Below are 22070 nucleotides of genomic sequence, written 5' to 3' on the forward strand. Positions count from 1 at the left end.
CGCTGTGTTAACGTCATTGGCAGCCGTGGGCTTGCGGCACATCCGAATCTGCCGGCGCGGCATTAAACAGTTCCTGCCGCATAGAAAATATACTTGCGCGGCACGCACTTAAAAAATACACCCAACCCCTGTATTGTTTTTGTCCTTCTAATTTTCCAATTTCGAATTCTCGATGTTTTATTTACTTCTTTCCCTCCGGCCATCTGTACATCCGTCCCTTGGCTTTACCGGGCTTGGGTATGTTTTTTCAGTACGCGCCGCAAATTGGTGTGCTTGTATTCAAACAAGTTTGAAGTCAGCAGGTATGTTAATTCATTGGCAGCCGTGGGCTTGCGGCACATCCGAATCTGCCGGCGCGGCATTAAACAGTTTCTGCCGCATAGAAAATATACTTGCGCGGCACGCACTTAAAAAATACACCCAACCCCTGTATTATTTTTGTCCTTCCAATTTTCCAATTTCGAATTTTCAATATTTGTTTTATCGTTACTTCCGAACATCCGAGCCGCTGAGGTATTATTAGGGTTGAATATACTTATTATATATAATAAAATATACATAATCTGGCGGTTGCGGGAGTTTAGGAGTTCGTTGAGAGTATATGAAAACTGCAAACCGTGTTGGTTGGGGGCTGTAAATGCTTAGGGAACCTGTTGTTGCCGGAACGTTTTATGAAAAATCAAAAGAAGGCCTGCTTAAACAAATACTGGAATTAAAAAAGGACGCGCCTGTGGAAAAGGTGCTTGCCAAAGGGATTATGGTGCCTCATGCCGGATATATGTATTCCGGAAAAGTGGCTGCGGAAACATTTAATTCTGTTGAGATTCCGGACACAGTAATAATACTTGGCCCTAATCATACAGGTGTGGGAGTGCCGGTTTCTATATACGGCGAGGGTGCATGGAAAACCCCTTTGGGTGATTTGCAGATAGATAAGAATATGGCTTCAGATATAATGAAAGCCGCGGGTATTACCCACCAGGACAGGACAGCACACGCCAGGGAACATTCAATAGAAGTACAGATACCTTTTCTTCAGCAGATAAACAGCAGTATTAAATTTGTACCCATATCGCTTGCGCAGCCTTCCAGGGATGAACTTAAACTGCTTGCCAAAGCGCTGGCGCATGTATTGGATGACAGCCAGGCTTTAATAGTTGCCTCTTCAGATTTAACGCATTATGAACCTGCTGATGTTGTAAAGAAAAAAGATAAAATGGTTATTGACGCCATATTAAAACTTGATCCCGATGCAATGACAGATGCGGTTGAAAAAAATGATATTACCATGTGCGGCTGGATGCCTGTTTATGTGATGCTTCTGGCATGCAAAGAACTTGGCGCTACAGAGGCAAAACTTGTCAGATATATGACTTCCGGCGACGTAACCGGCGAGACTGAACAGGTGGTAGGGTATGGAGGAATGATTATAACATGACAGGTTTTAACCTTCTTTTTCCCCCTGTTGTCCGTTTTGGCGAAGGGTCATTATCCCTGCTTGAAAAGGAAAATATACCCGGTGCCGCGGGTGTAATTATCACAGGCGGAAAATCCGCGAAAAAATCCGGCGCCCTGGACAGGGCGGCGGCATATCTTAGAAAAACCGGCAAAAAAATACATATTTATGACGGGGTGGAACCGGAAGTTTCTGTTGAAACGGTTGATAAAGCGGCGCGGTTCTGCAGAAGCGTAAAAGCCGGTTTTATAATAGGGCTTGGCGGGGGAAGCGCGCTGGACTGTGCCAAAGCGGCCGCCGGGTGCGCGGCGGATAAATACAGTGTTGTTGATTATCTTGAAAATAAAGTAAAACTAAAAAATTCTCCGGTATATTTTATAGCAATCCCCACAACCGCGGGCACAGGTTCGGAATGCACAAAAAATTCTGTGCTTACATGGACGGATAAAAAAATAAAAATAAGCCTGCGCGGCGATATGCTTGTACCGCGGCTGGTTCTGGCAGACCCGCAGCTTACATATTCAATGCCGCCGGATATTACGGCATGGACGGGAATGGACGCTTTGACTCACGCTGTGGAATCATATTTCTCCTCCGGCGCTAACGAAGTGACAAAGGCGATGTCCGTGTCGGCAATTAAACTTATTCAGGCAAATATTGTAAAAGCATATAAGAACGGCGGCAATAAAGAGGCCAGGCGCGCGATGCTGCTTGGAAGCTTAACCGCAGGTTTTGCTTTTGCAAACGCGGGGTTAGGCGCTGTGCACGGGCTTGGGCATCCGGTGGGTGCAATTTGTAAAATGCCGCACGGGCTGGTAAACGCCATAATGCTGCCTTATGTTTTAAAATACAATAAAAAGGCGTGTTTAAAAGGGATGAAAGCCCTTGAAAAAGAGGCAGGAAATGACATAATAGAAACAGTTTCCGGTTTAAATAAAAAAATGAACATACCGGAAAAAATAAGTGATGTATGCAGCAAAGCCAAAGAACTGTCCGGACTGATTCTTTCAACCACCGCTTATTCAGGGTCAATGCAGTATAATCCCGTGAAAATGGATGCGGAGAAAACAGAAAAACTTTTAAAGAGGGTGTTGTGAGTTCAGAAGAAAAAGTATTGTCTTTAAAAACCGTAATATTTTTCACTGTTATTATCTGCGTCTTTGCTTTGTTCAGGTTTTTCTTCGTTTATAATCCAATTGATTCCGCCGAAGGGGAACTTGCGTATTTTGGAAAGAACACGGGCACGGAAACAATGTACGCGCAGAATGATACAAAACTGATGCCGTTGACTGCTTATGTTTACAGGGCGGCTTTTTCCTTTGCGGGTGAAAACCCGGAAGCCGTAAGAAAACTTGGAGTTATTTATTTTTTACTGACAGCAGCTCTTGTGTTTATGGCGGCAAGGACATATTTTGGGAATGTCTTATCCTTATTTGCGGTTTTTATGTATGGTTTATATCAGAACACCCACGCCGGCGGCGGGCTTAACGCTTATCCTTCATATTTTTCGCAGATTTTTTTGCTTCTTTCTTTCCTTTTTGTGGCGGAACTGGAAGAAGGTTTTGAAAATGCCGACTACGCGCTTTCAGGTATTTTTATTGGCGCGGCATTTTTAACAATGGCACAGGCGGTGTTTTTTATTTTTGTGCCTTTATATTTTGTTCTTAAAAGAGAAAAAAGTAATGCACTAAAACATTTGCTGTTTCTGACGGCGGGTTTTTTTGCTGTTATTATTGCGGCATGTATTTATATGATAAAAGAGGGAATGCTGGCGGGTTTTGGACGGGCAATTGCAGGGCAATTTTCTTTTTACGGTACTGCTGGAATAGCAGATGTGCTTTTGGTATATCTATTTGGAACGGCCGCATTTGTGATAAGTATTATTATTTTCTTGTTTAAAAAAGGGAAAACAGAAAGTTTTCCTGTTTTAGTATCAGGAATCTGCGCTATAATCTGCGGCCTGATTGCATCAATAGCCGGGGAAAAGGGGCCGTTTCTTACAGCGGTTCCATTTTTAGCTTTATCGTCAGCGCTGTTACTTCAATGCTTGAAGTTGGATAAAGATACGGTAAAAAACGGCATTTATATATTCATACTGGCGCTTATAATTATACCTGCGCATTTTTACACTTCCGGTATGAAAAAATATATAGGTTCGGCAGGAGTAACAGAAGAAAAACAGTATGACTCTTTAAATGCGGCTGAAATAATAAAGACAAGCGGAGCAAAATCGCTTGCCGTAACTGAAGGATGCCGGGAAATACTTTTTTTGTCAGGTATTAAGCCGGCAGGCAGAAACTTTTATGACGGTGATGCTGATATAAAATGTGTGGAACGTATTAACGCGGAAAAAGAAACCGATCCAAAAGGGTACGGCCTTATGGCAGTCACAAAATATTATATGATTTACGGAAGGGGTGTACAGAATGAAAAAAATAAATGAAAATGAAGTGCCCGCGAAGTTTGGCACATGGGGTTCGCGGTATCTTTTTAATGAACCTGATTTTTCTGCCGGAAGCGCTGAATTAATTCCCGGCAAAGAGATAGCGGAGCATATGCATGATGATGAAAAAGAATTTTTTTATTTTATAAAAGGCACTCCGCTTTTTAAAGCGTGCGGAAAAGAATACAGGGTATCTGAAGGCGACGCTTTTCTTGTGGAAGAGGGCGAGTCGCATGCTTTAATAAATGACACCAACGGGGTTATAAAAATAAACTTTGTTAAAATGAAAATTAAATAATAAAGCGGTTTAAAAACCCTGCGGTTTGTTAAACCGCTAAATTTATCCGTTTATGGAGGCAATATGCCGGAACAGGGACAGAAAAAACTTGTAGAATTGTTAAAATACGCGCTTTTATTCTTTTTTGCGCTTATTGTATTTTTTTGTGCGGCAGCGCCTGATAATCTAAATGATTACTTTGATAAGGCATCAAAAGGAAGGCAGATTGTAAGGTCAATGGAGCTTCCTGACAGCTATGATTTTTCATATACCGGCCAGCAGATGGTAAAGCCGGAAACCTGGATGTCTGACGTGTTGTTTTATTCATTATCATATGTGACAGGGATAAAGTTTATGTTTGTACCTGTCTTTCTTGTGTATGCCCTGATATTTCTTGTACTTTTTGCAACGGTTTTCAGAAGGCAGCAGAGAAAATATATAAGCATTGTAATGCCGCTGTGCCTTTTTGGCGCTTTTCTCCTTATGCCGCAGCTTAATTCAGCAGGTGCTGTTGCCGGAATATTATTTACATCATATTTTATTTATGTCATGGAATTAAGGCCTATACCGAAAAAATTATGGTTTTATGTGTCGCTTCCGGCAGCCGCGGTTTTATGGGCAAATACCTCCACCACCGCTTTGCTGGCTCCTGTAATTATGTTAATCTACGGTGGTTATTTCGTTCTTCAGATGAAAGAAAACGCGGAAAAGAAATACCTTTATAACATCTACATATATATATTTTCACTGTGCACCGTTTCCGCGGCTATATTGCTGTCGCCAATGGACATAAATAGCCACATTGAATTTGTAAAAAGGCTTTTTTCCGGCGGGTTTCACAGGGGGTTTGGCTATTCGGGAGCAAATATTTTATACTATATTTTGTTTTATTTGTTTATTGTGATGGCTGCGGCGCTTGTAATTTTTGATACAAGGGAAAATTCTGATGCAGGAAGAAATTCCGAATTTATGAAAGACGTTGTGCTTATAATTTTGTTTCTTGGACTGGCGATGATAAACGCAGAATTTATACCATACCTGCTTGTGGTATTAATACCCATAGGGGCGTATTACCTGTATCTGGCGTTCAGGTGGGAAATAGTAATGCCAAAACAGTGGACGGAAAGCAGCCTTACGCGGGTAAAACTTCCTGTGTACGGGCTTATGCTGTTTTTTGCCCTGTTTGTGCTGATGTCATATTCCACAAACGCGGCAAAAGAAGCGTATTACCCCCGCGCTGCGGTGAAATATATTTCTGCAGAAGGCGTACCTGCCAATATTTTTAATGATCCTGCATGGGGCAATTTTATTGCTTACAGCCTGTATCCGGCTGTCAGGCCTTTTATCAGTTATGATGAAAAAATACAGGCAGAGGCAAAAGAAATATTATCAGGTATTGATACAATTGATTCTTATATAGAAGGGTACAGCCTTAATTCCTTTTTAATAAAAAAAGAGTCCAAAGAACTGGCGTCAGCGCTGTATTTAAGGGGATACAAGGCGGCTTTTTTTGATGATGAAGTGATGCTTCTTGTGAATCCTTTTAAGACGCAGAAGTATTTAAAATATGTTTTTCCGCACAGCCCGAAAGATATTTATGACAAAAAGAAAGCCGAGCCTGCAATAGCGGAACTTGAGGAAATGATTGAAACCAGGCCGTCTGAAGACGCGGTAATAACTCTTTCAAGGATATACGCTGCGCAGGGCAGCGACAAAGCAATTGATTTTCTGCAGGATGCCCTTGAAAGGTACCCGTTTAAGGAAAAGATAAAAAAAGAACTTGGGCTTCTGTTTTATAATGACGGTGATTATGAAAACGCCCTTGAAACCTGGGGCTTTTCAGCGTGGAGTGACAAAGAAATATATATAAAGGCGCGGGACGCCAGAAAAATGATGAAAAGGGCGGAATAAAGCACGATTATGATTACGGATGCCAAGTTAAAAATTCTGTCCGATAAAATAACCGCTCTTGGAATTAAAGACAGCGATATTATTGAAAAATTTATGACATCCGGCAATAAGGGCGGACAGAAGGCAAATAAAAGTTCCAACGCGGTTTATCTTAAACACCTGCCTACCGGGATTGAAGTTAAATGTAAAGAAACCCGCCACAGGGAGATTAACCGTTTTCTGGCCAAAAGGCTGCTTGTTGATAAAATTGAAGAACTGCAGACCGGCCGCAGCACAAGGACGGACAGGGCGGATAAAATCAGAAAAGCCAAAAACAGAAAGCAAAGAAAGGCCGCGGCAAAGAAATCAAAAGCCTTGATTGACTAAAATAAAGGCAACCTTTATAATCTCACATGCGTCAAATTTCAGGTTTTAACGTTAATCTCCAAAAAGCGGATGGTATTTTATGAAAAAAACAGCGGTTGTAATGTTGCTTTTAATTTCTTTTTTTTCTTATTTGCGCGCGGAAAACATATCCCAATGCCTTCCCATAATTGAAAAGATAGTTTCCAACAGCCCCGCCGTGAAAAAAGCCGATGAAAATTTTAACAGGCAGAAGATGCTGTCATGGGCCGCGATAGGAAATATGCTTCCCGCGGTGTCTTTAAGGCACAACCGTTATTATCTTGCGGGCCGTGATAATATTGAAGACAACGGCTGGGATACTTACCTTAACGCCAGAATGGTCCTGTTTTCGGGGTTGTCAAGAATCAACTATTACCTTGCGGGAACAAGCATGGAAGCTTCTTTTGAAAAAAGCGCGCAATATTCAAGGATGCTTGCGGAAGAAGAGGCAATATCGGTTTACTTTGAAGGCGCGTCTTTGGCGATGGAAACAGAAAATTATTCGGCATCATATAACCTTATGGAAAAGCGTTTAAAGGAATTAAAAAGAAGGGAAACGATAGGGAAAGCAAGAAAAAGCGAGGTTGCATCATCGGAAGTGCGGTATTATTCCTTAAACGCCCAGCTGATACAGTATGAAAATAGCCTGCACAAAATAAAAGATGAAATAAGCCTTATGGCCGGCGCGGAAGCTGAAGAATTTATCCTTCCGCAGTGCATTAATATCCAAATTTCTAATTTTGACGCAGACAGCGCCGCTGAAAATAACCCCCTAATTCAATCGCAGAAAGAAAAATTCAATTACGCGCAGCGGTCCGCGTGGGCGCAGGCGGGAAGTTTTCTGCCTGTGGTAAGCTTATCCGCTTCGCATAAACTGGGTGAAGATAATTACAGGTACACGGGCCCTTCGGTTTCGCTTTTCGCGGAATGGAGTATTTTTGAAGGCGGCGCCAGAATAGCGCAGACTGCGGCGGCGGTATCAGCTGCAAAAGCGGCGGAACAGGATTATGAAGACGCTAAAAGGTTCATGAAGTTGAAAATCAGCGGGATATTTAATGACTATCAGGCTTCTTTAAAACGCAAAGAGGTATTAAAACTTGCTTATGAAGCTGCTGAAAAAAGCGCTAAAGAGCAGGAAAAAGATTATTATCTGGGAAATGTTTCAAACCTTGAAGTGCTGCAGGCAATGATGGATGTAACGGATTCAAAGCGCGCCTATGACAGGGAAAGCGCAATGCTGCTAAAATATTCAATGCTTCTGGATTTATACACAAAAGGCGCGGTGGAAAAAGAATGACATTATCAGACCTTTCAATAAAAAATCCGGTTTTAGCATGGATGATTATGGCAGCTGTGGCGCTGTTTGGGCTTATCGCGTACAGCGGGCTTGGCGTAAGCCAGATGCCGGACGTGGACGCGCCCACGCTTAACATTTCCACAGGATGGGAAGGCGCGGCGCCTGAGGTTATGGAAAAAGAAATAACCGATATTATAGAAGAAGCTTCTCTTGGCGTGGAAGGCGTGGAAGAAATTACATCTTCTTCGTCGCGCGGAAGGTCAAACGTAACTGTATTATTCAGCCTTGACCGCAATATTGACGCGGCGCTGCAGGACCTGCAGAGCGCGGTAAACAGGGTGGTAAGAAGGCTTCCGGATGACGCGGACATTCCGGTAATAACAAAAAGCAATCCGGAAGATATGCCTATTATGTGGCTTTCGGTTTCGGGAGAACGCGATAAAAAATTTATTATGGAATACACAAGGGACCACGTTAAAGACTCTTTTTCCACGATAAAAGGCGTTTCAGAAGTATCTCTTGGCGGATACCTTGACCCAAAGGTAAGGGTGTGGCTTGATACAAAAAAGATGGCTGCCAATGAAATAACGGCAGAAGACATAATAAGCGCGGTTGAACAGGGGCACAGGGAGTCACCGGCCGGGAACCTTGATAATGGGGCAAGGGAGACCAATATCAGGGTCATGGGAGAAGCGGGGACCGTTGACGAAATTGCTTCCATAATAATACCGGCAAGAAGAGGCTCGCCCATATGGAAAACCCTTAGAATTAAAGACGTGGCTGTGGTGGAAGACGGGTTGGAAGATATGACAAGGCTTGCAAGGACTGACGGGAAAGAATCCGTTGGGCTTGGAGTAAGAAAGCAGCGCGGAGAAAATTCTGTGCAGGTGGCGGAAAGGGTAAAAAAGAAAGTCGCGGAAATTAAAAAAACACTGCCGGAAGGCCTTGAAATAGAAATACGTTCTGACGGGACAAGATTTATCAGGGAAGCCGCCGATGAAATGATATTTGTAATACTGTTATCCGTAATACTTACTTCGCTTGTGTGCTGGCTGTTTTTGGGTTCGCTTCGTTCCGCTTTCAGCGTGTTTTTAACCATTCCAATGTCAATACTTGGGGCATTTTTCCTGATGAGAATCATGGGTTTTACCCTTAATACTTTTACATTTCTTGCGGTTTCGCTTGTAATAGGTATTGTTGTGGATGACGCCATTATGGTTGCTGAAAATGTCACGCGTCATTTTGAAAACGGCGAAAATAAAATAAGGGCTTCCATACGCGGGGCGCGTGAAATTACTTTTGCTGCGGTCGCGGCAACGGTTGCCATACTTGCGATTTTTATCCCGGTTATATTTATGGAAGGCGTAATTGGCAGGTACTTTTTTCAGTTTGGCGTGACTATTTCTGCCGCTGTTGCAATATCGCTTTTAGGAGCGCTTACACTGACTCCAATGCTAAGTTCGCAGCTTATGAAAAAGAACAAAGGCAGCATTATTGACAAACCGTTTAATGTTTTTAAGGGCTGGTATACCAAAACTCTTGAAGCTGCGCTGAATCATAGAAAAAAAGTTGTTTTTGGAGCTTTTTTTATTTTTGCTGTTTCTATTTTTCTGGGGCTGGCGGTTAAAAAGGAATTTTCTCCCGCTCAGGATATGGGGATTATGATAATACGAGCGCAGCTTGCACCGGGTTCCGCGCTGCAGGCAACGGATAAAGCCATGCTTGAAATTGAAGCAATTGTAACTTCAAGGCCGGAAGTGTCCGCGTATTTCGCCAATATCGGCGCGGGTTCGGCTTTTATGTTTGTATCTTTGTTTGACAAAAAAGAAAGGCCTGTTGACCCGGTTACAAAAAAGCGTTTAAGCCAGCAGCAGCTTGCAAATGTATTAAGGAAAGAGTTTAAAAAGGTAAAAGGAATAAGAAACGCCAATATACAGGACCCTTCAGTTGTAAGCGTAGGCGCGGGAAGAAGGGGATATCCAGTTGAATTTGTAATAACAGGGCCTGAATGGGATAAACTTTCGGTTTACGCGTCGGCTCTGGCTGAAGAAATGGATAAAAGCGGCCTTATGACGGACGCGGACACGGATTACAGGACAGGCATGTCTGAATTAAGGATTGTTCCTGACAGAAAGAAAGCTTTTGACAGGGGAGTAAGCATAAGTTCAATAGGTACTGCCGTGGGAGCGGTTTACGGCGGAGTAAGCGCCGGCCAGTTTACAAGGGGCGGAAAAAGGTACGATATAATTGTTCAGTACAGAACCGAAGACAGAAAAAATGCCGATAAAATAAAAAACCTTATGATACGCAACAGCAGGGGGGAAATGGTAAAACTTTCCGAAGTCGCGGAATTTAAGGAAGAAAAAACCCTTGTGTCCATAACAAGGCAGGACCGCGAACGCGCGGTAAGGGTTTACGCCAATGTGGCCACCGGCAGTTCACAGGGAGAAGCCATAGAATTTACTCAGGAAAAAGCAAAAGAAATAATTCCTGAAGGATATGCTCTTAAAGCGTCCGGCAGCACAAAAGGTTTCAGCGACACTTTTATAAGCCTTGCCATTGCGCTCTTTCTGGGAATATTAATTTCATATATGGTCTTAGCGTCGCAGTTTAACAGCCTTGTGCATCCGGTCACGGTTTTAATGGCGCTTCCTTTCAGCGTAACCGGCGCGCTGCTTGCCCTGTTTATTACCGGAAATACCATTAACATATACAGCGCAATCGGAATAATACTTCTTATGGGTATAGTAAAAAAGAATTCCATTCTGCTTGTGGATTTTACAATTCACGCGCGCGAACAGGGTATGGATACCCGCGAAGCCATATTGCACGCCTGCCCGTTAAGGCTGCGCCCCATTATCATGACCTCTGTGGCCACCATAGCCGCGGCAATACCGCCGGCAATGGCTCTGGGGCCGGGCGCGGAATCAAGAATACCGATGTCTGTTGTAATCATAGGCGGAGTCATTGTGTCCACGCTGTTTACGCTTTTTGTTGTGCCTTTATTCTATAGCCTTCTGTCAGGGTTTGAAAACAAAGAACATTTCAGTGAAGTAAAAAAAGTTATGGAAGAATTCAAATAGCCCTGTTTGCGTGTCAATTATGTACAGGTATATGTTTTACGGTGAGAAAACCCATCATTTTGTAAAGTTTTTTAGCAGAAAAAATGAATATAACAATTCAAAATAACTTTGAATCCCCCTTTCTTGACTTTAAGCATTTTTGTCTATATAATTGTTATTGCTTAAGGGGGCTTAAGTTATGACTGAAACTAATTTTTCTATTAATTATAAAGCTGTTTTTGACAGCCTTAACACAGGCGTTTATTTTGTTGATAAAAACAGGGTTATCACATACTGGAATAACGCAGCTGAAAAAATAACCGGATATTTGTCCAAAGATGTCATTGGTAAACACTGCTGGGATAATACTGTTGCTCACCTTGATATGAAAGGCAGAAATCTCTGCAATGATCAGGATTGTCCTATTTTAAAGGCCATTCAGGATAACCGCCTTGTGCAGGAAGAAGTTTACGTAAAGCACGCGGAGGGTTTCAGAATACCTGTTGATTCCAATATAAGCCCGATTGCGGATGAAAAAGGGGTAATAAACGGCGCAATTGAAATTTTCACTGATAACCTTGCCAAAGTGGAAGCTTTCCAGAAATTTGAAAAACTAAAACAGCTTGTTTTTATAGATTCACTTACCGGGGTGGGCAACAGAAGATATACGGAAATAAAGGTGAATGTAAAGCTTCAGAAACTTTCTAAATACGCCTGGGAAAAAGATTTTGGGCTGCTGTTTGTGGATGTGGATGATTTTAAAAAAATTAATGATGTGCACGGGCACGAAGCGGGCGACCGCGCTTTAAGAATGGTGGCAAGGACGTTTATTAATAATATACGCGAGCATGATTTTATCGGCAGGTGGGGCGGGGAAGAATTTATAGCGGTTATTTCTGATGTGGATAAAAAAGCGCTTTTTATAATTGCAGAAAAATTAAGGTCGCTTGTACAGGAAGCGGAAGTTGTGTACATGGATAAAAAAATAAAACTTACCATATCCATAGGCGCGACACTTGCGAAAAGAAATGAATCCATAGGTGATTTAATAAACAGGGCGGACGGGCTTATGTATTACAGCAAACATTTGGAAAAAAACTGCGTTACAATTGGATAACACTCTGCCGGGAAGTCTTTTGAAAGCAGTACCGGAGGATTTTTGAATGGGATATCTTGAAAACAGCCTTTTTGAAGCTATAATGAAAAAAGATCTTGAATCGGCCAGGTTACTTATTAAACAGGGTGCAAGTGTAAATTTCAGGGACAGAAAAGGCCGTTCTGCTGTTTATTTTGCGGTATATTCCGGAAGCAGGCCGTTAGCCGCCCTTATGTTAAAACACGCCACATACACAGAAAAGAAACGTTTTGGAAAACTGGCAACCGCAATAGCGCTTGGAAACAAACGTAAAATACGCAACATAATAAGTAATAACAGAAAAGAAATTTTTAAACAGGATTTTTTGGGTAATTCTGAACTTGCTTTTGCCGCCATATATAATGACTTTTATTCCGCTTCGCTTCTCCTGAAAAAAAACGCAAATCCTGATGTCAAAAACAGAAGCGGCAATACTCCTTTAATGATAGCAGCTGAAAGGGGCGCGTTTGAAACCGTCAGGCTGCTTCTAAAAACAAAACCCATGCCGGATGTGAACGCGTCTGATAAAAGCGCAGAGACAGCGCTTTCGCTTGCAGCGATGAACGGCCATTCAAGAATAACAGAGCTTTTAATAAACGCGGGGGCGGAAATAAATACTGTGAATAAATACGGCAATACGCCGCTTATTACTTCTGTCACCAATGGAAGGCTTAAATCAGTTAAGAAGCTTATAAAAGCAGGGGCGGATATAAACAGCAGGGGTTTTTGGAGAAAAGCCGCGATTCATATCTCTGTAATGAAAGGTTTTACCGGGATAACAGAGGCGCTTATAGCATCAGGTGCGGAAATAAACGTGAAAGACCAGCTTGGTGCGACTCCTCTGGGGCTGGCTGCGGCTCAGGGAGATCATACAGCGGTATCCAAACTTTTAAAAGCCGGTGCTGATCCTGATGTAAAACTGGACGGTGGAAAAACAGCTTTGATGGTTGCCGCAGAGTCCGGATACGCAAAAGTGGTTTCGTTATTGATTGAAGCAGGGGCTTCTTTGGATGCAAGGGATTATAGCGGCAAAACTCCGCTGTGCTGTGCCGGCAGCGATAAAATAAAAAATATACTTGAAGAAGTGGAACTGGCGGAAACAGATGGCCAGGCGTGAAAAAGGAGGTAAGAAAATGAATGAGAAAAATATCCAGATTTTAATAGCCGTAAAGAACGGAAATATTTCAATGGTGGAAAAACTTCTGGAAGAAGGGGTAAGCCCGGATACCGAAGATGAAAATGGAAATAATCTCCTGAAAATTGCGGCTTATACAGGGCGCAGCAGGATTGCCGATATTCTTGCTAAAAACGGGGCCAACTGCAAAATTAACGGGTTTTCAGAGATGATAATGGCTGCTATAACGGAAGATACCGCTAAAATTATTTTTATTGCAAGAAACAAAAAAGAGGCGCTGAAAGACACAGATACTTCAGGAAATACGCCTCTTGTATTTTCAATACTTAACTGGAACTATGAAGCGGCTGGAGAGATAATAGACGCAATGGAAAATGTTGACTCTGTAAATAAGTTTGGCAATACACCGCTTATTCTGGCTGCGGAACGGGGAAATACCAGGGTGGTAAGGAAACTGATTGCAAGAGGGGCAAAAGTAAATGCTTTAAATAAAGTTTCTGAAACAGCGCTTATTTATGCCTGCAGTAACGGCTATGCGGATATTGTCATGGAATTATTACATGCCGGCGCAAATCCTTCCATTAAAAATAAATATGAAGACTGTGCTATGATATATGCGGCCTTATCCGGCAACAGCCTTATTATAAGAAGGCTTGCTTCAGTGGGTGCCGATGTCAACGTGCAGGGTTTCTGGGGAAAAACCCCGCTTATGATTGCCGCGCTAAAAGGGCATCCGGAAGCGGTAAGGGAGCTTATAAATCTTGGTGCGGACGTGGAAATGAAAGACAGGTATGGATATACAGCGCTTATGGAAGCGGTGGGAGAGGTAAATGTTGACGTGTTGAAAGTGTACGTGGATCAATGGAAAAAGAACGGGCATAACCATACTGAACATAATCTGCCTATTGAAGCGGCAAAAGAAGGCTATATTGAAACTGTAAAAGAACTGCTTGAAGCCGGCGCAGACACAAAAAATAAAGATGAGGGCGGACTGACGGCATATGACCATGCCAGGGATGATGAAATGAGGGAAGCGCTTGAAAATAAAAGGAATACTAAAAAAGATATGGGAGGCATTCAAAGCGCTCACTGATATTTAACACTTTTCAGTAATTGAATTTTGTATTTATAGGTGTTGAAATACACAGCCGGCAGATGTAAAATATAAGAAAAGAATGAGGATGGAAAATGGAAAAAAATCAGGAAAAAAAAGTAGACCGTTCAGAAGTGGAAGTAGAACTTGACCTTTTTATTCTTCAACCCACCGAATTTCTTGTGCTTCCGGATACCCCTAACATTTATTTATCTGAAAAAAAAGCCGAAAAGCTTTTAAATGACCTTAAAGCGGCGGTGGAAAATTCAAGAGACGGCGTCATAATAAAACTTAACGGACGTATTAATCCCAGGATAAAAACGGAAGGCGAAGATGAAAGCATGTTTTTAACAAGGGAACTGAAAACAGGAAGGGTAAGGGAAAATAAGCATCTGGCAGCGGGAGCATAAATGGGAAAAGCATTGAACGAACAGCTTTTGATAGCGGTAAAACAGGGAGATTCAGAAAGGGCCGGTAATTTAATTGAATCCGGTGCGGATGTTAATATCAAGGACAGTAACGGCTACTCTGCCCTTGACTGGGCAGCCGCCTACGCGGATAATTTAATGATGGAAACCCTTATGCTTGAAGGGGCGGATGATACAAATGACATGATGTCCGGGTTTCTTGTATGCCAGTCCGCATTCAAGGATAAACTGTTCGGGTCGCTGGTATTTGCCGTTTCCAACGGGGATATTGTAATTGCGGAAGACCTTCTTAAAAAAGGCTTAAAAGTAACAGGCAAAGAAACGGTGGAAAGGGAAGCTCTTGCCGCAGCCATTGAAAGCGGGCTTAATGACGGCAGAATAAAAGAAATATCACTGGAGCGTATTTCTTCATATCCGGGGATGAGATTTGTAATTTTAAAGGCTGTCAGCAAGGTAAAGCAGGCGGAAGCAAAGAAAAAAATTAAAAAAAACATCAGGAAGAAAAACAAATAAAAAATTTATGCCAAACGCAGGTTAAATTCCACTATGAAAATTAAAGCGGCAGTTCTTATTCTCTTTCTTTTCTTTTCAAATGCTTATGCTGTTTCATATTCTGATGAAAAGTTCTCATTTGGCGGCGGGTATTCTGCTGCATTTCCCCTGTTTGATTCAGCCTACGCAGTAATTCATTCAGCGGATATAAAAACAAAATTTATTAATGACGGTTTTTTTATGGCGCCGTTTCTCTCTTTAAAGTTCGCGTCAGGCACTGCCGTAAAAAATGGCGATAAAGCCGGCGGTATGTATGGGGCAATTTATGACGCACCTTTATTTACTGCGGCAAAAGCCGGGTATTTTGGGGCGCAAGCCGGGGCCGGGTTTGGATTTTACCCGTCAGAATTATTTGATTTAAAACAATCGGCAGGGTTTTCTTTTTCAACTGTTTATGAAAATGAAAATATTGAAGGGTTACGGCAAATATCAGGGATGGAAAAATACATTATCTCGGTTTTTGCGGGCAGTGAAATATACAGGCACGCCGGAATTGGCGCCGCGGAACTGTTAATTTCAGCTTCTTTTAACGGCAGGTATGACGGCGGTAAAACGGACGCTTTTTTTATATCAGCAGGGCTGTTCTTTGAAACAGAACCGGTTAATATTAATACTGATAATACGGATTTATATGAATATAATTCCGAAGAACCGGAAAGGAAGGATAACGGGGAGAGTGGAGGAGTCTGGGAATAATGAAAGATGAAGTTTCTGATAAAGATTCTTTTAACCCTTCTGTATCAGGTGAAATAACCCTTGTTGAAGGCAGATTTTATTTGCTTATGCATTATTATCCTCAGGGCGAACCAATATCCGCAATGAGGCCGGTTATAAGCCTTTTATCATTCAATGGCCCGTCGGATGCTTTTAAATATCTTAAAGTTTATGTTTTACCCAATTGTGCGGAAAAAGAAAAAACAGAGTCCCTCTCTGAAACATTACTAAAAGCGATAGAAGCAAAAAATGCGGCAGATATAGAAGCCGCAGTTGACTGCTATAATAAAATAGTCGGAGAAAATAATGCAAATATGCCTGCGATAGACAGAATAGGTAATCCTGCCGATATTATGTCTTCGCAGATTCTGCTTTCGGTGATAGGCAATAAACGTGTCAGGATAAAACACCCGGTGTTAAAAGCCCTGATGGATATAAAAAAGTTTGACGGAAAAAATCCGCAGCATCTGCATATGGCGGAAAAGTTTCTAAATCAGGTGCTAAGATAATATTATAATATGGAGGTTTTATGAAATACGCGCAGGCAAAACAGGGAAGGACGTATCTGGTTAAATTTGAAAATAATGATGACTTTATTGAAGAAGTTAAAAGTTTTATAAAAAAAGAAAAGATAAAATGCGCGTTTTTTGTATTTCTTGGAGCGGTGGTGAAAGCAAAAATGGCGGCAGGGCCTAAGAAGGCCGTGATACCGCCGGTGGCAAATATGATATCTATAAATGACGGCTGGGAAGTATTCGGCACCGGTTCGGTTTTTTTAAACAAAAAAGGTGAGCCTCAGGTGCATATTCACGGCAACTTTGGGAAAGGCGAAAAGTCAAAAATGGGGTGTGTGCGCGCTGACGCGAAAATTTTTAATGTGATAGAGGCAATGGTGACAGAAATAACAGGGGTTAAAGTTTTTAAGGATATTGACACTGCTACCGGACTGAACATGATGCAGATAAAGTAGATGCTTAGAGGCTTGGAAGGTTGGATGCTTGGAAAAACTATTTGTAAAGAAAAACCGTAAGCCCTTCAATTGAGCCAAGTTTGGATTCTATAAGCGGCTGTATCTGTTCAAATTTCATTTTACCTGCGCCGCAGCCAAGGGCGGGCATGGCAAGGGTTTTTATTTTATAAAGTTTTATCTGTTTTATAAGGTCATCAAGCCCCGTAAGTATAAGTTCTTCTGATGACGGTTCGCCGGGTTTTACGCGCGTGGGAAAATTCAATATGTGCCATGCCCCGAACATATCTCCTTCGGTTGTGGAAAATATTTTACCGGGTTTAATTTTTCCTTCGGCGCAGGCTTTTTTGTACTTTTCTTCGTTTATCGGAAAACGTTTTGCAAACAGTTTATGCAGCGGGCCGTTGGGCGCGCCGGAACAGCATACGTCTGAAACTATGGCATCCGAACTGTCGTCGCATATAGTACCTTCGGTTTTTATTATAACCGGCATTATTTATTTCCCCTTTAAACCGTGTCAGCCTATTTCAATAGTATCCATATCAAGGCTGTTAAGTATTTCTTTAAGTTTTAGAACCTCATCTTTGCTTAATGTGATGCCTTTTCCCATTTTTTTATGCTCGCCGTCCCATGGCCTTATATCAATTTTTGGCGCGCGTTCATTCCAGGAAACGATGTTAACTTCTTTTTTCCAGCCGCCGCTGCCTTCTCCTATAATTCCAAGTGTTTTTTTGACATCCCAGGTAATTTCAGGCATGTTTGTCCTCCCTTCAAAGGTGTTGTTGTGCGCATAAACTTTAACACTTATATATTATAATATAGTAATTTTATTATCAAGGGGAATAATAGAGGCTTGGATGCTTAGAGGTTTGGAGGCTCGGCAGGCTGGAAGAACAAAGATTAGATCTGGATCTGGTAGGCGCACCCTTCAGGGTGCGGCAGTTGATTTAGATTTCTAAAATGTTTGTTTTTCTAAACATCCGAACTTCCATACTCCGTCCCTGAATTCTTTAATTTATGGAATATGGGATAAACGGTTATGGGATAATTTTTTTAAATATCTTATACAATTTCACCAGCACAATTGCGTCAAGGGCGGCGTATTGTATCATTCCTTCGGTAAGCGGCCTTGTTGTCCAGTCTGCGCGCTGGTATGATTTGTCCATTACTATGCCAAGCTCCCGAAAACTTACGTCTTTTAAATTGTGGCCGCCTGTTACCTGCCTGCCGCGAATTTTTCTTGAATGCGTGCAGGTGTCATAGACGTTATGCAGTTCAATGCCAAAAGGCCTTAATACAGATCGTTCAAAGTTGGCAAAGTGAATGGCTTTTACTATTTTACGGTCTTCAAATATGTCCTTCAAAGGCGAAATATCATCAATGGCAAGCGGGTCTATAAGCCGGCAGCTTTCCTGCGCGGCAATCTGAATAAGGCATAAAGCCGGCGGATTTCCAAAAAGCCGCGTTTCGGTATCAACGCCAATTATGGTTTCGCTTTTCAGCTTCTGCACAACTTCCTTTAAACCGTCCTGTGTATCAATAATTTTTATGTCCATGAAAAGAGTATAGCAAATAATTTATGGTGAATGTATAATAAACCCATTAGTAATTAAACTTTTTTAGGGCGGCAGGTTAATGAAAAAAATTGTTTTGGTTATTCTTATGTTTGCGGCCGCTGTTCCGGCAGGTGCCGCTGTTTTTATTGATTTATACGGCGGCTGGTCCGCTGCGCGTATGTCGCTTTACAATGACGGGATGGACACGGTTCAGATTTATTATGAAAGTTGGGGATACGAAACAAAACTAAAAGGGATTAATTCAGATCTTAATCTTGGGATAGACGCGGGTGTTTTTTTTGACGGCGGTTGGGCGCCATATATCAGATCACAGTTTATATTTATGAAAGAAGACTACAATGAAGTTAATTACCCGGGCGGCGCGGCTCTTCTAAAAAATATGGTTAAGTATGACTGCGTTTATTCCGGTGTTGGATTAAGAAAATATTTTAAAGACCGGCTTTACGAACACGAATTTATATTTTACGCGGCGGCAGACGCCGGGATGTCGGTTTCTGTTGATAATTACGCGAAAACAAAGTGGTTTAATTCCGACGGTTCTCAGCTGGATTATGCAGATGTTAATTACACAGGTATTATGTTCGGCGCCCATGCGGAAGCCGGGTGCGAGTATTATGTGGAAAAGAATCTTGGATTTGGTGTAAGAGCCGGATACAGGATGATGTCAGGCAGTGTATCGGGCATTATGAAAAGTGATATTATAAAAGAAGATGGTACGCCTGTTAACGGCACAAAAGACAGTCAGGAGCTGGATTATTCCGGTATTTATATAAACGCCGGAATTATAGTGTTAATACAGTAAACCATTACCTGCAAAAACTTGCTAATTGATAAAACCCCTGATATAATTCTATGTAATCAATAAGGGGGATTTTGATGGCAAAGGAAATGTCTAAAAAACAGCTTCTTAACTCTCCGTGCAGAAAAGAAACCATTGAATCTGCCAAACAGTCGCTTCTTCAACTGATGGAGCCGGACAACAGGGTTTTATTTAACACGCTGACAGGCAGGCAGCAGGAAGAACTTATTCTGGAAATGGCTTTTGAACACCACGTGATAGAGATTAAAGAGCAGATTTCCGGCAGCACAAGGGCAAACTGATTTTTTACGCAAACCCCGGGTATTTCTTTTAAAAAATAAATTTAAACGATCAAACTGAAAAAAATAAAATAATGTTGAAAAAAACTTTTAATATGCTACAATAACTTCATCAAACATGGGAAAAATCTCATAAACATCACGTGACACAATAATTTTGGGGCCCGTGATAATCAAAAGGAGACATTTAATGTCCGCAGTTTACAGAAAGAAACCCGCCGGTCAGGCAGGAAGCAAAGATGCAGGCAACAGCAGGTACGTTGGGGGAAATTCAGGCTACACTACAAGGTTAACGTCGCATGAAAGGCCCGCAATGGGCAATTCAAGAGACGGCGCTAAAAGATACGGTTCTACAGGTACGGGGTCAACAGGTTCATATTCCAGAAACACATCCGGATTTTCCCGCGATGGCAATACGGCAGGTTTTTCCCGTGACGGCAACACCGCAGGTTTTTCCCGCGACGGAGGCAAGAAAAAGTTTTTTAATGACAGAAAAAAAGATTTTGGAGCACAGGGAAAACCCCCTTATAAACCTTTTAACCAGCAGAAAAAACATAACGGACCGCCCAGGGATACTGTTGAACTGGGAAAATTTGACGCGGCCAAAAGGACGTATTCTTTTGGAATGCAGAAAACGGAAACAGGCGACAGCGCGCTTGTAATACTTCAGACCCGCAATGATAACGGCAGGTTAAGGCAGGATACGGTTCTGGTGTTTGAAGACCACGTTGAAGGTTTCATAGAAGCCATTAATAAAGCCATGGTGGTTTTCAGGGAAAAGAAAGGTGATGGCGTAAAAGGGGAAAAAAGTGAGTAATGATAAAGAGGGCGGCTGCGGAGGCTGTAAGAAGGATGAATCCGGCGCCTACCTTGCCAATGGCACCTTCATGGAAAGCTGCCCGGAAACCGCGATAACCAGGGAATTTGAACTTACAGACGGGATAAAAAACGGAAGTTACAGGGAACTTACAGGCGAAGAAGACAGGGTTTCCGTAACCGGTTCTTATAAAAACGGGCTGATGCACGGTGAATGGTCTTTTTACGGCACAGACGGAAAACTTTCCAAAGTACAGATATTTAATGAAGGAAGGCTTATAGAAGAAAGATAATTCCTGTATAAAAGCCGTGAAAAAATACCGGTTTTTTTTAAGGGGAACATAAAAAATGCCCGCCCATAAACAGAAAAAGAAAATTGATAAAAAACCGCTTAAAATTTTCATTACTGCGTTTATTATTTTTTTTAGTATTGTATGTTTTGTATATATATTCAGATTCAATAGCACCGCCGAAGACAGGTCTGTTGTTTATTCCTTTCCCATAGAAAAACAGGCAATAACCGCCACCGGGGAAAAAATAACATCTGATAAAAGGTCTTATGAATATTATGAATACGGGGATAACAGAAGCAAAAGGGGTGTCTATGTCCTTAAAGTAATAAACAAAGACGGCAGCGAAGACTACCGTTACACTTTAAAGCTTCCCGCTGAAATAGCTGATTATGATTTTGGGCCCGGGGTAAAAGCTTATGTCACGCTTGAAGATGATCCGGCACAGAAGGATACGGTTATTTTCAGGGTTTGGATGGATTCCGAAGAGTACAGAAAAAGTGTTGAAAACAGTTTAAGCGGCCTTTTCAGGCTTATTAAAAAACACAGGCCGGAAAGCACGGTAAGGGGAGAAATAAAGGTGAGGGAATGAGAAAAAAAGCGCGCAGGAATAAAAAAGCGGCAGCTGTTCAGATAAAAAAAGATAATTTTCTGCGTAATGCTGCAGCCTGGTTTACGGTGTTTGTAATTTTAGATTTTGCGGTTATAATGTCAACCATGAAAGACACAGCCGGCCCGATAACAACAGAAGCAATTCAATCCGAGGTTTTCACACAAAACATAAAATCCGAAAAAATGGCGGCATTTGAAGAAAAACTTGAATTTCAGCTTTACTACGACAGCGTCATAGGCCCTGCCACGGGAATGCACAGTTTAAAGGTGTGCTGTCCGGACGGCCTTGTAAAAGAATATTACACATACAAAATGCCGTGGGAACTTATCCTGTATAAATTCAGCGCGACAATACCTACCGTGGCGCTTTTTGAAAAAAATGATGATAAAAAAGAGGGCAAAATAAAGATTTTAATACTTGATCCCAAAGTACAGTCCACCGACATAAAACAAAGCGATATTCTTATGTTTATCAAAAAAACCGGCGACTACCTGCCGGGATATTCCTGGCAGGCGGATGTATTTACAGAGGGGTTTTAAATATAGTATAATCATCCCGGCGTGAAAAATTTATATGGTGGTGCGTTATGGCGGATTGTCAGAATCTGGTTTTTTAATGACAGAATGGGAAACCTGCCGGCTACGGCAGAGATTTTCAAGGAAAAATTCTGCAGAAGTGATTTTGAAAGATGCGCAAGGCTGATGGTATCAAAAAAACTGGAAAAAGAAAAAGTGCCTGTGGATTTACTTCCAAATCAGGCAGACAGGGCTCAGGCGATAATCGCGCAGGGGTAGGCACTAATAAAAGATAAAGGATGCAAGT

25 protein-coding genes and 1 pseudogene are annotated in these 22070 nt (G+C 41.9%); 23 read left to right on the forward strand and 3 right to left on the reverse strand.

From position 1 onward, the window contains the following. Positions 1-637 precede the first annotated feature (637 nt). The 16 genes from CVV21_11730 to CVV21_11805 all read left to right on the forward strand — a co-directional run bounded on the left by CVV21_11730 (position 638) and on the right by CVV21_11805 (position 16857). Entirely contained in the window at positions 638-1438 is an 801-nt protein-coding gene (locus tag CVV21_11730; GenBank protein ID PKL90604.1) for an AmmeMemoRadiSam system protein B, read from the forward strand. After that, the gene (locus CVV21_11735; GenBank protein ID PKL90605.1) at positions 1435-2553 is read left to right on the forward strand and encodes a hypothetical protein; all 1119 of its coding nucleotides are present in this window, start codon (positions 1435-1437) and stop codon (positions 2551-2553) included. Before CVV21_11730 ends, CVV21_11735 begins: the two co-directional genes overlap by 4 nt. Continuing rightward, positions 2550-3899 (forward strand): hypothetical protein, encoded by a 1350-nt coding sequence (locus CVV21_11740; GenBank protein ID PKL90606.1) that lies wholly within the window; start codon positions 2550-2552, stop codon positions 3897-3899. The genes CVV21_11735 and CVV21_11740 overlap by 4 nt, the downstream gene beginning before the upstream one ends. Continuing rightward, a complete protein-coding gene (locus CVV21_11745) occupies positions 3883-4197 on the forward strand; it encodes a hypothetical protein (GenBank protein ID PKL90607.1) in 315 nt (104 codons plus the stop codon). Before CVV21_11740 ends, CVV21_11745 begins: the two co-directional genes overlap by 17 nt. A 63-nt stretch (positions 4198-4260) precedes the next feature. Continuing rightward, entirely contained in the window at positions 4261-6087 is a 1827-nt protein-coding gene (locus tag CVV21_11750; protein ID PKL90608.1) for a hypothetical protein, read from the forward strand. Between the two features lie 9 nt (positions 6088-6096). Then, positions 6097-6453: a peptide chain release factor-like protein gene (locus tag CVV21_11755; protein PKL90609.1), complete on the forward strand. Its 357-nt coding sequence runs from the start codon at positions 6097-6099 to the stop codon at positions 6451-6453. A 79-nt stretch (positions 6454-6532) separates the two neighbouring features. Continuing rightward, entirely contained in the window at positions 6533-7768 is a 1236-nt protein-coding gene (locus CVV21_11760; GenBank protein PKL90610.1) for a hypothetical protein, read from the forward strand. After that, complete coding sequence (locus CVV21_11765) at positions 7765-10851, forward strand: AcrB/AcrD/AcrF family protein (protein PKL90611.1); 3087 nt, start codon at positions 7765-7767, stop codon at positions 10849-10851. The genes CVV21_11760 and CVV21_11765 overlap by 4 nt, the downstream gene beginning before the upstream one ends. Before the next feature lie 178 nt (positions 10852-11029). After that, a complete protein-coding gene (locus CVV21_11770) occupies positions 11030-11947 on the forward strand; it encodes a sensor domain-containing diguanylate cyclase (GenBank protein ID PKL90612.1) in 918 nt (305 codons plus the stop codon). Between the two features lie 46 nt (positions 11948-11993). Further along, a complete protein-coding gene (locus CVV21_11775) occupies positions 11994-13082 on the forward strand; it encodes a hypothetical protein (protein PKL90613.1) in 1089 nt (362 codons plus the stop codon). Then, on the forward strand, positions 13069-14193 hold the full coding sequence (locus CVV21_11780; GenBank protein PKL90614.1) for a hypothetical protein: 1125 nt from the start codon (positions 13069-13071) through the stop codon (positions 14191-14193). The genes CVV21_11775 and CVV21_11780 overlap by 14 nt, the downstream gene beginning before the upstream one ends. 95 nt (positions 14194-14288) lie before the next feature. Continuing rightward, positions 14289-14603 (forward strand): hypothetical protein, encoded by a 315-nt coding sequence (locus tag CVV21_11785; GenBank protein ID PKL90615.1) that lies wholly within the window; start codon positions 14289-14291, stop codon positions 14601-14603. Continuing rightward, positions 14604-15134, forward strand: coding sequence for a hypothetical protein (locus CVV21_11790; GenBank protein ID PKL90616.1), 531 nt, complete (start codon positions 14604-14606; stop codon positions 15132-15134). A 33-nt stretch (positions 15135-15167) separates the two neighbouring features. Beyond that, a complete protein-coding gene (locus CVV21_11795; protein PKL90617.1) occupies positions 15168-15869 on the forward strand; it encodes a hypothetical protein in 702 nt (233 codons plus the stop codon). Continuing rightward, positions 15869-16396, forward strand: a complete 528-nt coding sequence (locus tag CVV21_11800) for a hypothetical protein (protein PKL90618.1) — start codon at positions 15869-15871, stop codon at positions 16394-16396. Before CVV21_11795 ends, CVV21_11800 begins: the two co-directional genes overlap by 1 nt. Before the next feature lie 20 nt (positions 16397-16416). Beyond that, positions 16417-16857 carry a hypothetical protein gene (locus CVV21_11805; GenBank protein PKL90619.1) on the forward strand — a complete coding sequence of 147 codons (441 nt, stop codon included), beginning with the start codon at positions 16417-16419 and terminating at the stop codon, positions 16855-16857. Between the two features lie 37 nt (positions 16858-16894). On the opposite strand, the gene CVV21_11810 is transcribed toward CVV21_11805, so the two are convergent. The 3 genes from CVV21_11810 to CVV21_11820 form a co-directional block, all read right to left on the reverse strand. Further along, entirely contained in the window at positions 16895-17347 is a 453-nt protein-coding gene (locus CVV21_11810) for a hypothetical protein (protein PKL90620.1), read from the reverse strand. A gap of 24 nt (positions 17348-17371) precedes the next feature. Next, a complete protein-coding gene (locus CVV21_11815) occupies positions 17372-17611 on the reverse strand; it encodes a hypothetical protein (protein PKL90621.1) in 240 nt (79 codons plus the stop codon). Positions 17612-17891: 280 nt separating this feature from the next. Next, positions 17892-18410 carry a hypothetical protein gene (locus CVV21_11820; GenBank protein PKL90622.1) on the reverse strand — a complete coding sequence of 173 codons (519 nt, stop codon included), beginning with the start codon at positions 18408-18410 and terminating at the stop codon, positions 17892-17894. Between the two features lie 79 nt (positions 18411-18489). On the opposite strand from CVV21_11820, the gene CVV21_11825 reads away from it, so the two are divergent. The 7 genes and pseudogenes from CVV21_11825 (at position 18490) to CVV21_11855 (ending at position 22042) form a co-directional block, all read left to right on the forward strand. Beyond that, complete coding sequence (locus tag CVV21_11825) at positions 18490-19233, forward strand: hypothetical protein (GenBank protein PKL90623.1); 744 nt, start codon at positions 18490-18492, stop codon at positions 19231-19233. Positions 19234-19307: 74 nt separating this feature from the next. Then, positions 19308-19532: a hypothetical protein gene (locus tag CVV21_11830; protein PKL90624.1), complete on the forward strand. Its 225-nt coding sequence runs from the start codon at positions 19308-19310 to the stop codon at positions 19530-19532. A 187-nt stretch (positions 19533-19719) separates the two neighbouring features. Continuing rightward, positions 19720-20346 carry a hypothetical protein gene (locus CVV21_11835; GenBank protein ID PKL90625.1) on the forward strand — a complete coding sequence of 209 codons (627 nt, stop codon included), beginning with the start codon at positions 19720-19722 and terminating at the stop codon, positions 20344-20346. Further along, on the forward strand, positions 20339-20638 hold the full coding sequence (locus CVV21_11840; GenBank protein PKL90626.1) for a hypothetical protein: 300 nt from the start codon (positions 20339-20341) through the stop codon (positions 20636-20638). Before CVV21_11835 ends, CVV21_11840 begins: the two co-directional genes overlap by 8 nt. Before the next feature lie 55 nt (positions 20639-20693). After that, a complete protein-coding gene (locus CVV21_11845; GenBank protein ID PKL90627.1) occupies positions 20694-21227 on the forward strand; it encodes a hypothetical protein in 534 nt (177 codons plus the stop codon). Further along, a complete protein-coding gene (locus tag CVV21_11850) occupies positions 21224-21787 on the forward strand; it encodes a hypothetical protein (protein ID PKL90628.1) in 564 nt (187 codons plus the stop codon). The genes CVV21_11845 and CVV21_11850 overlap by 4 nt, the downstream gene beginning before the upstream one ends. A 47-nt stretch (positions 21788-21834) precedes the next feature. After that, positions 21835-22042: pseudogene (locus tag CVV21_11855) on the forward strand (hypothetical protein). The last annotated feature ends 28 nt before the right edge of the window (positions 22043-22070 follow it).

It is taken from the genome of Candidatus Goldiibacteriota bacterium HGW-Goldbacteria-1, assembly GCA_002839855.1.
Lineage (GTDB): Bacteria > Oederibacteriota > PGYV01 > PGYV01 > PGYV01 > PGYV01.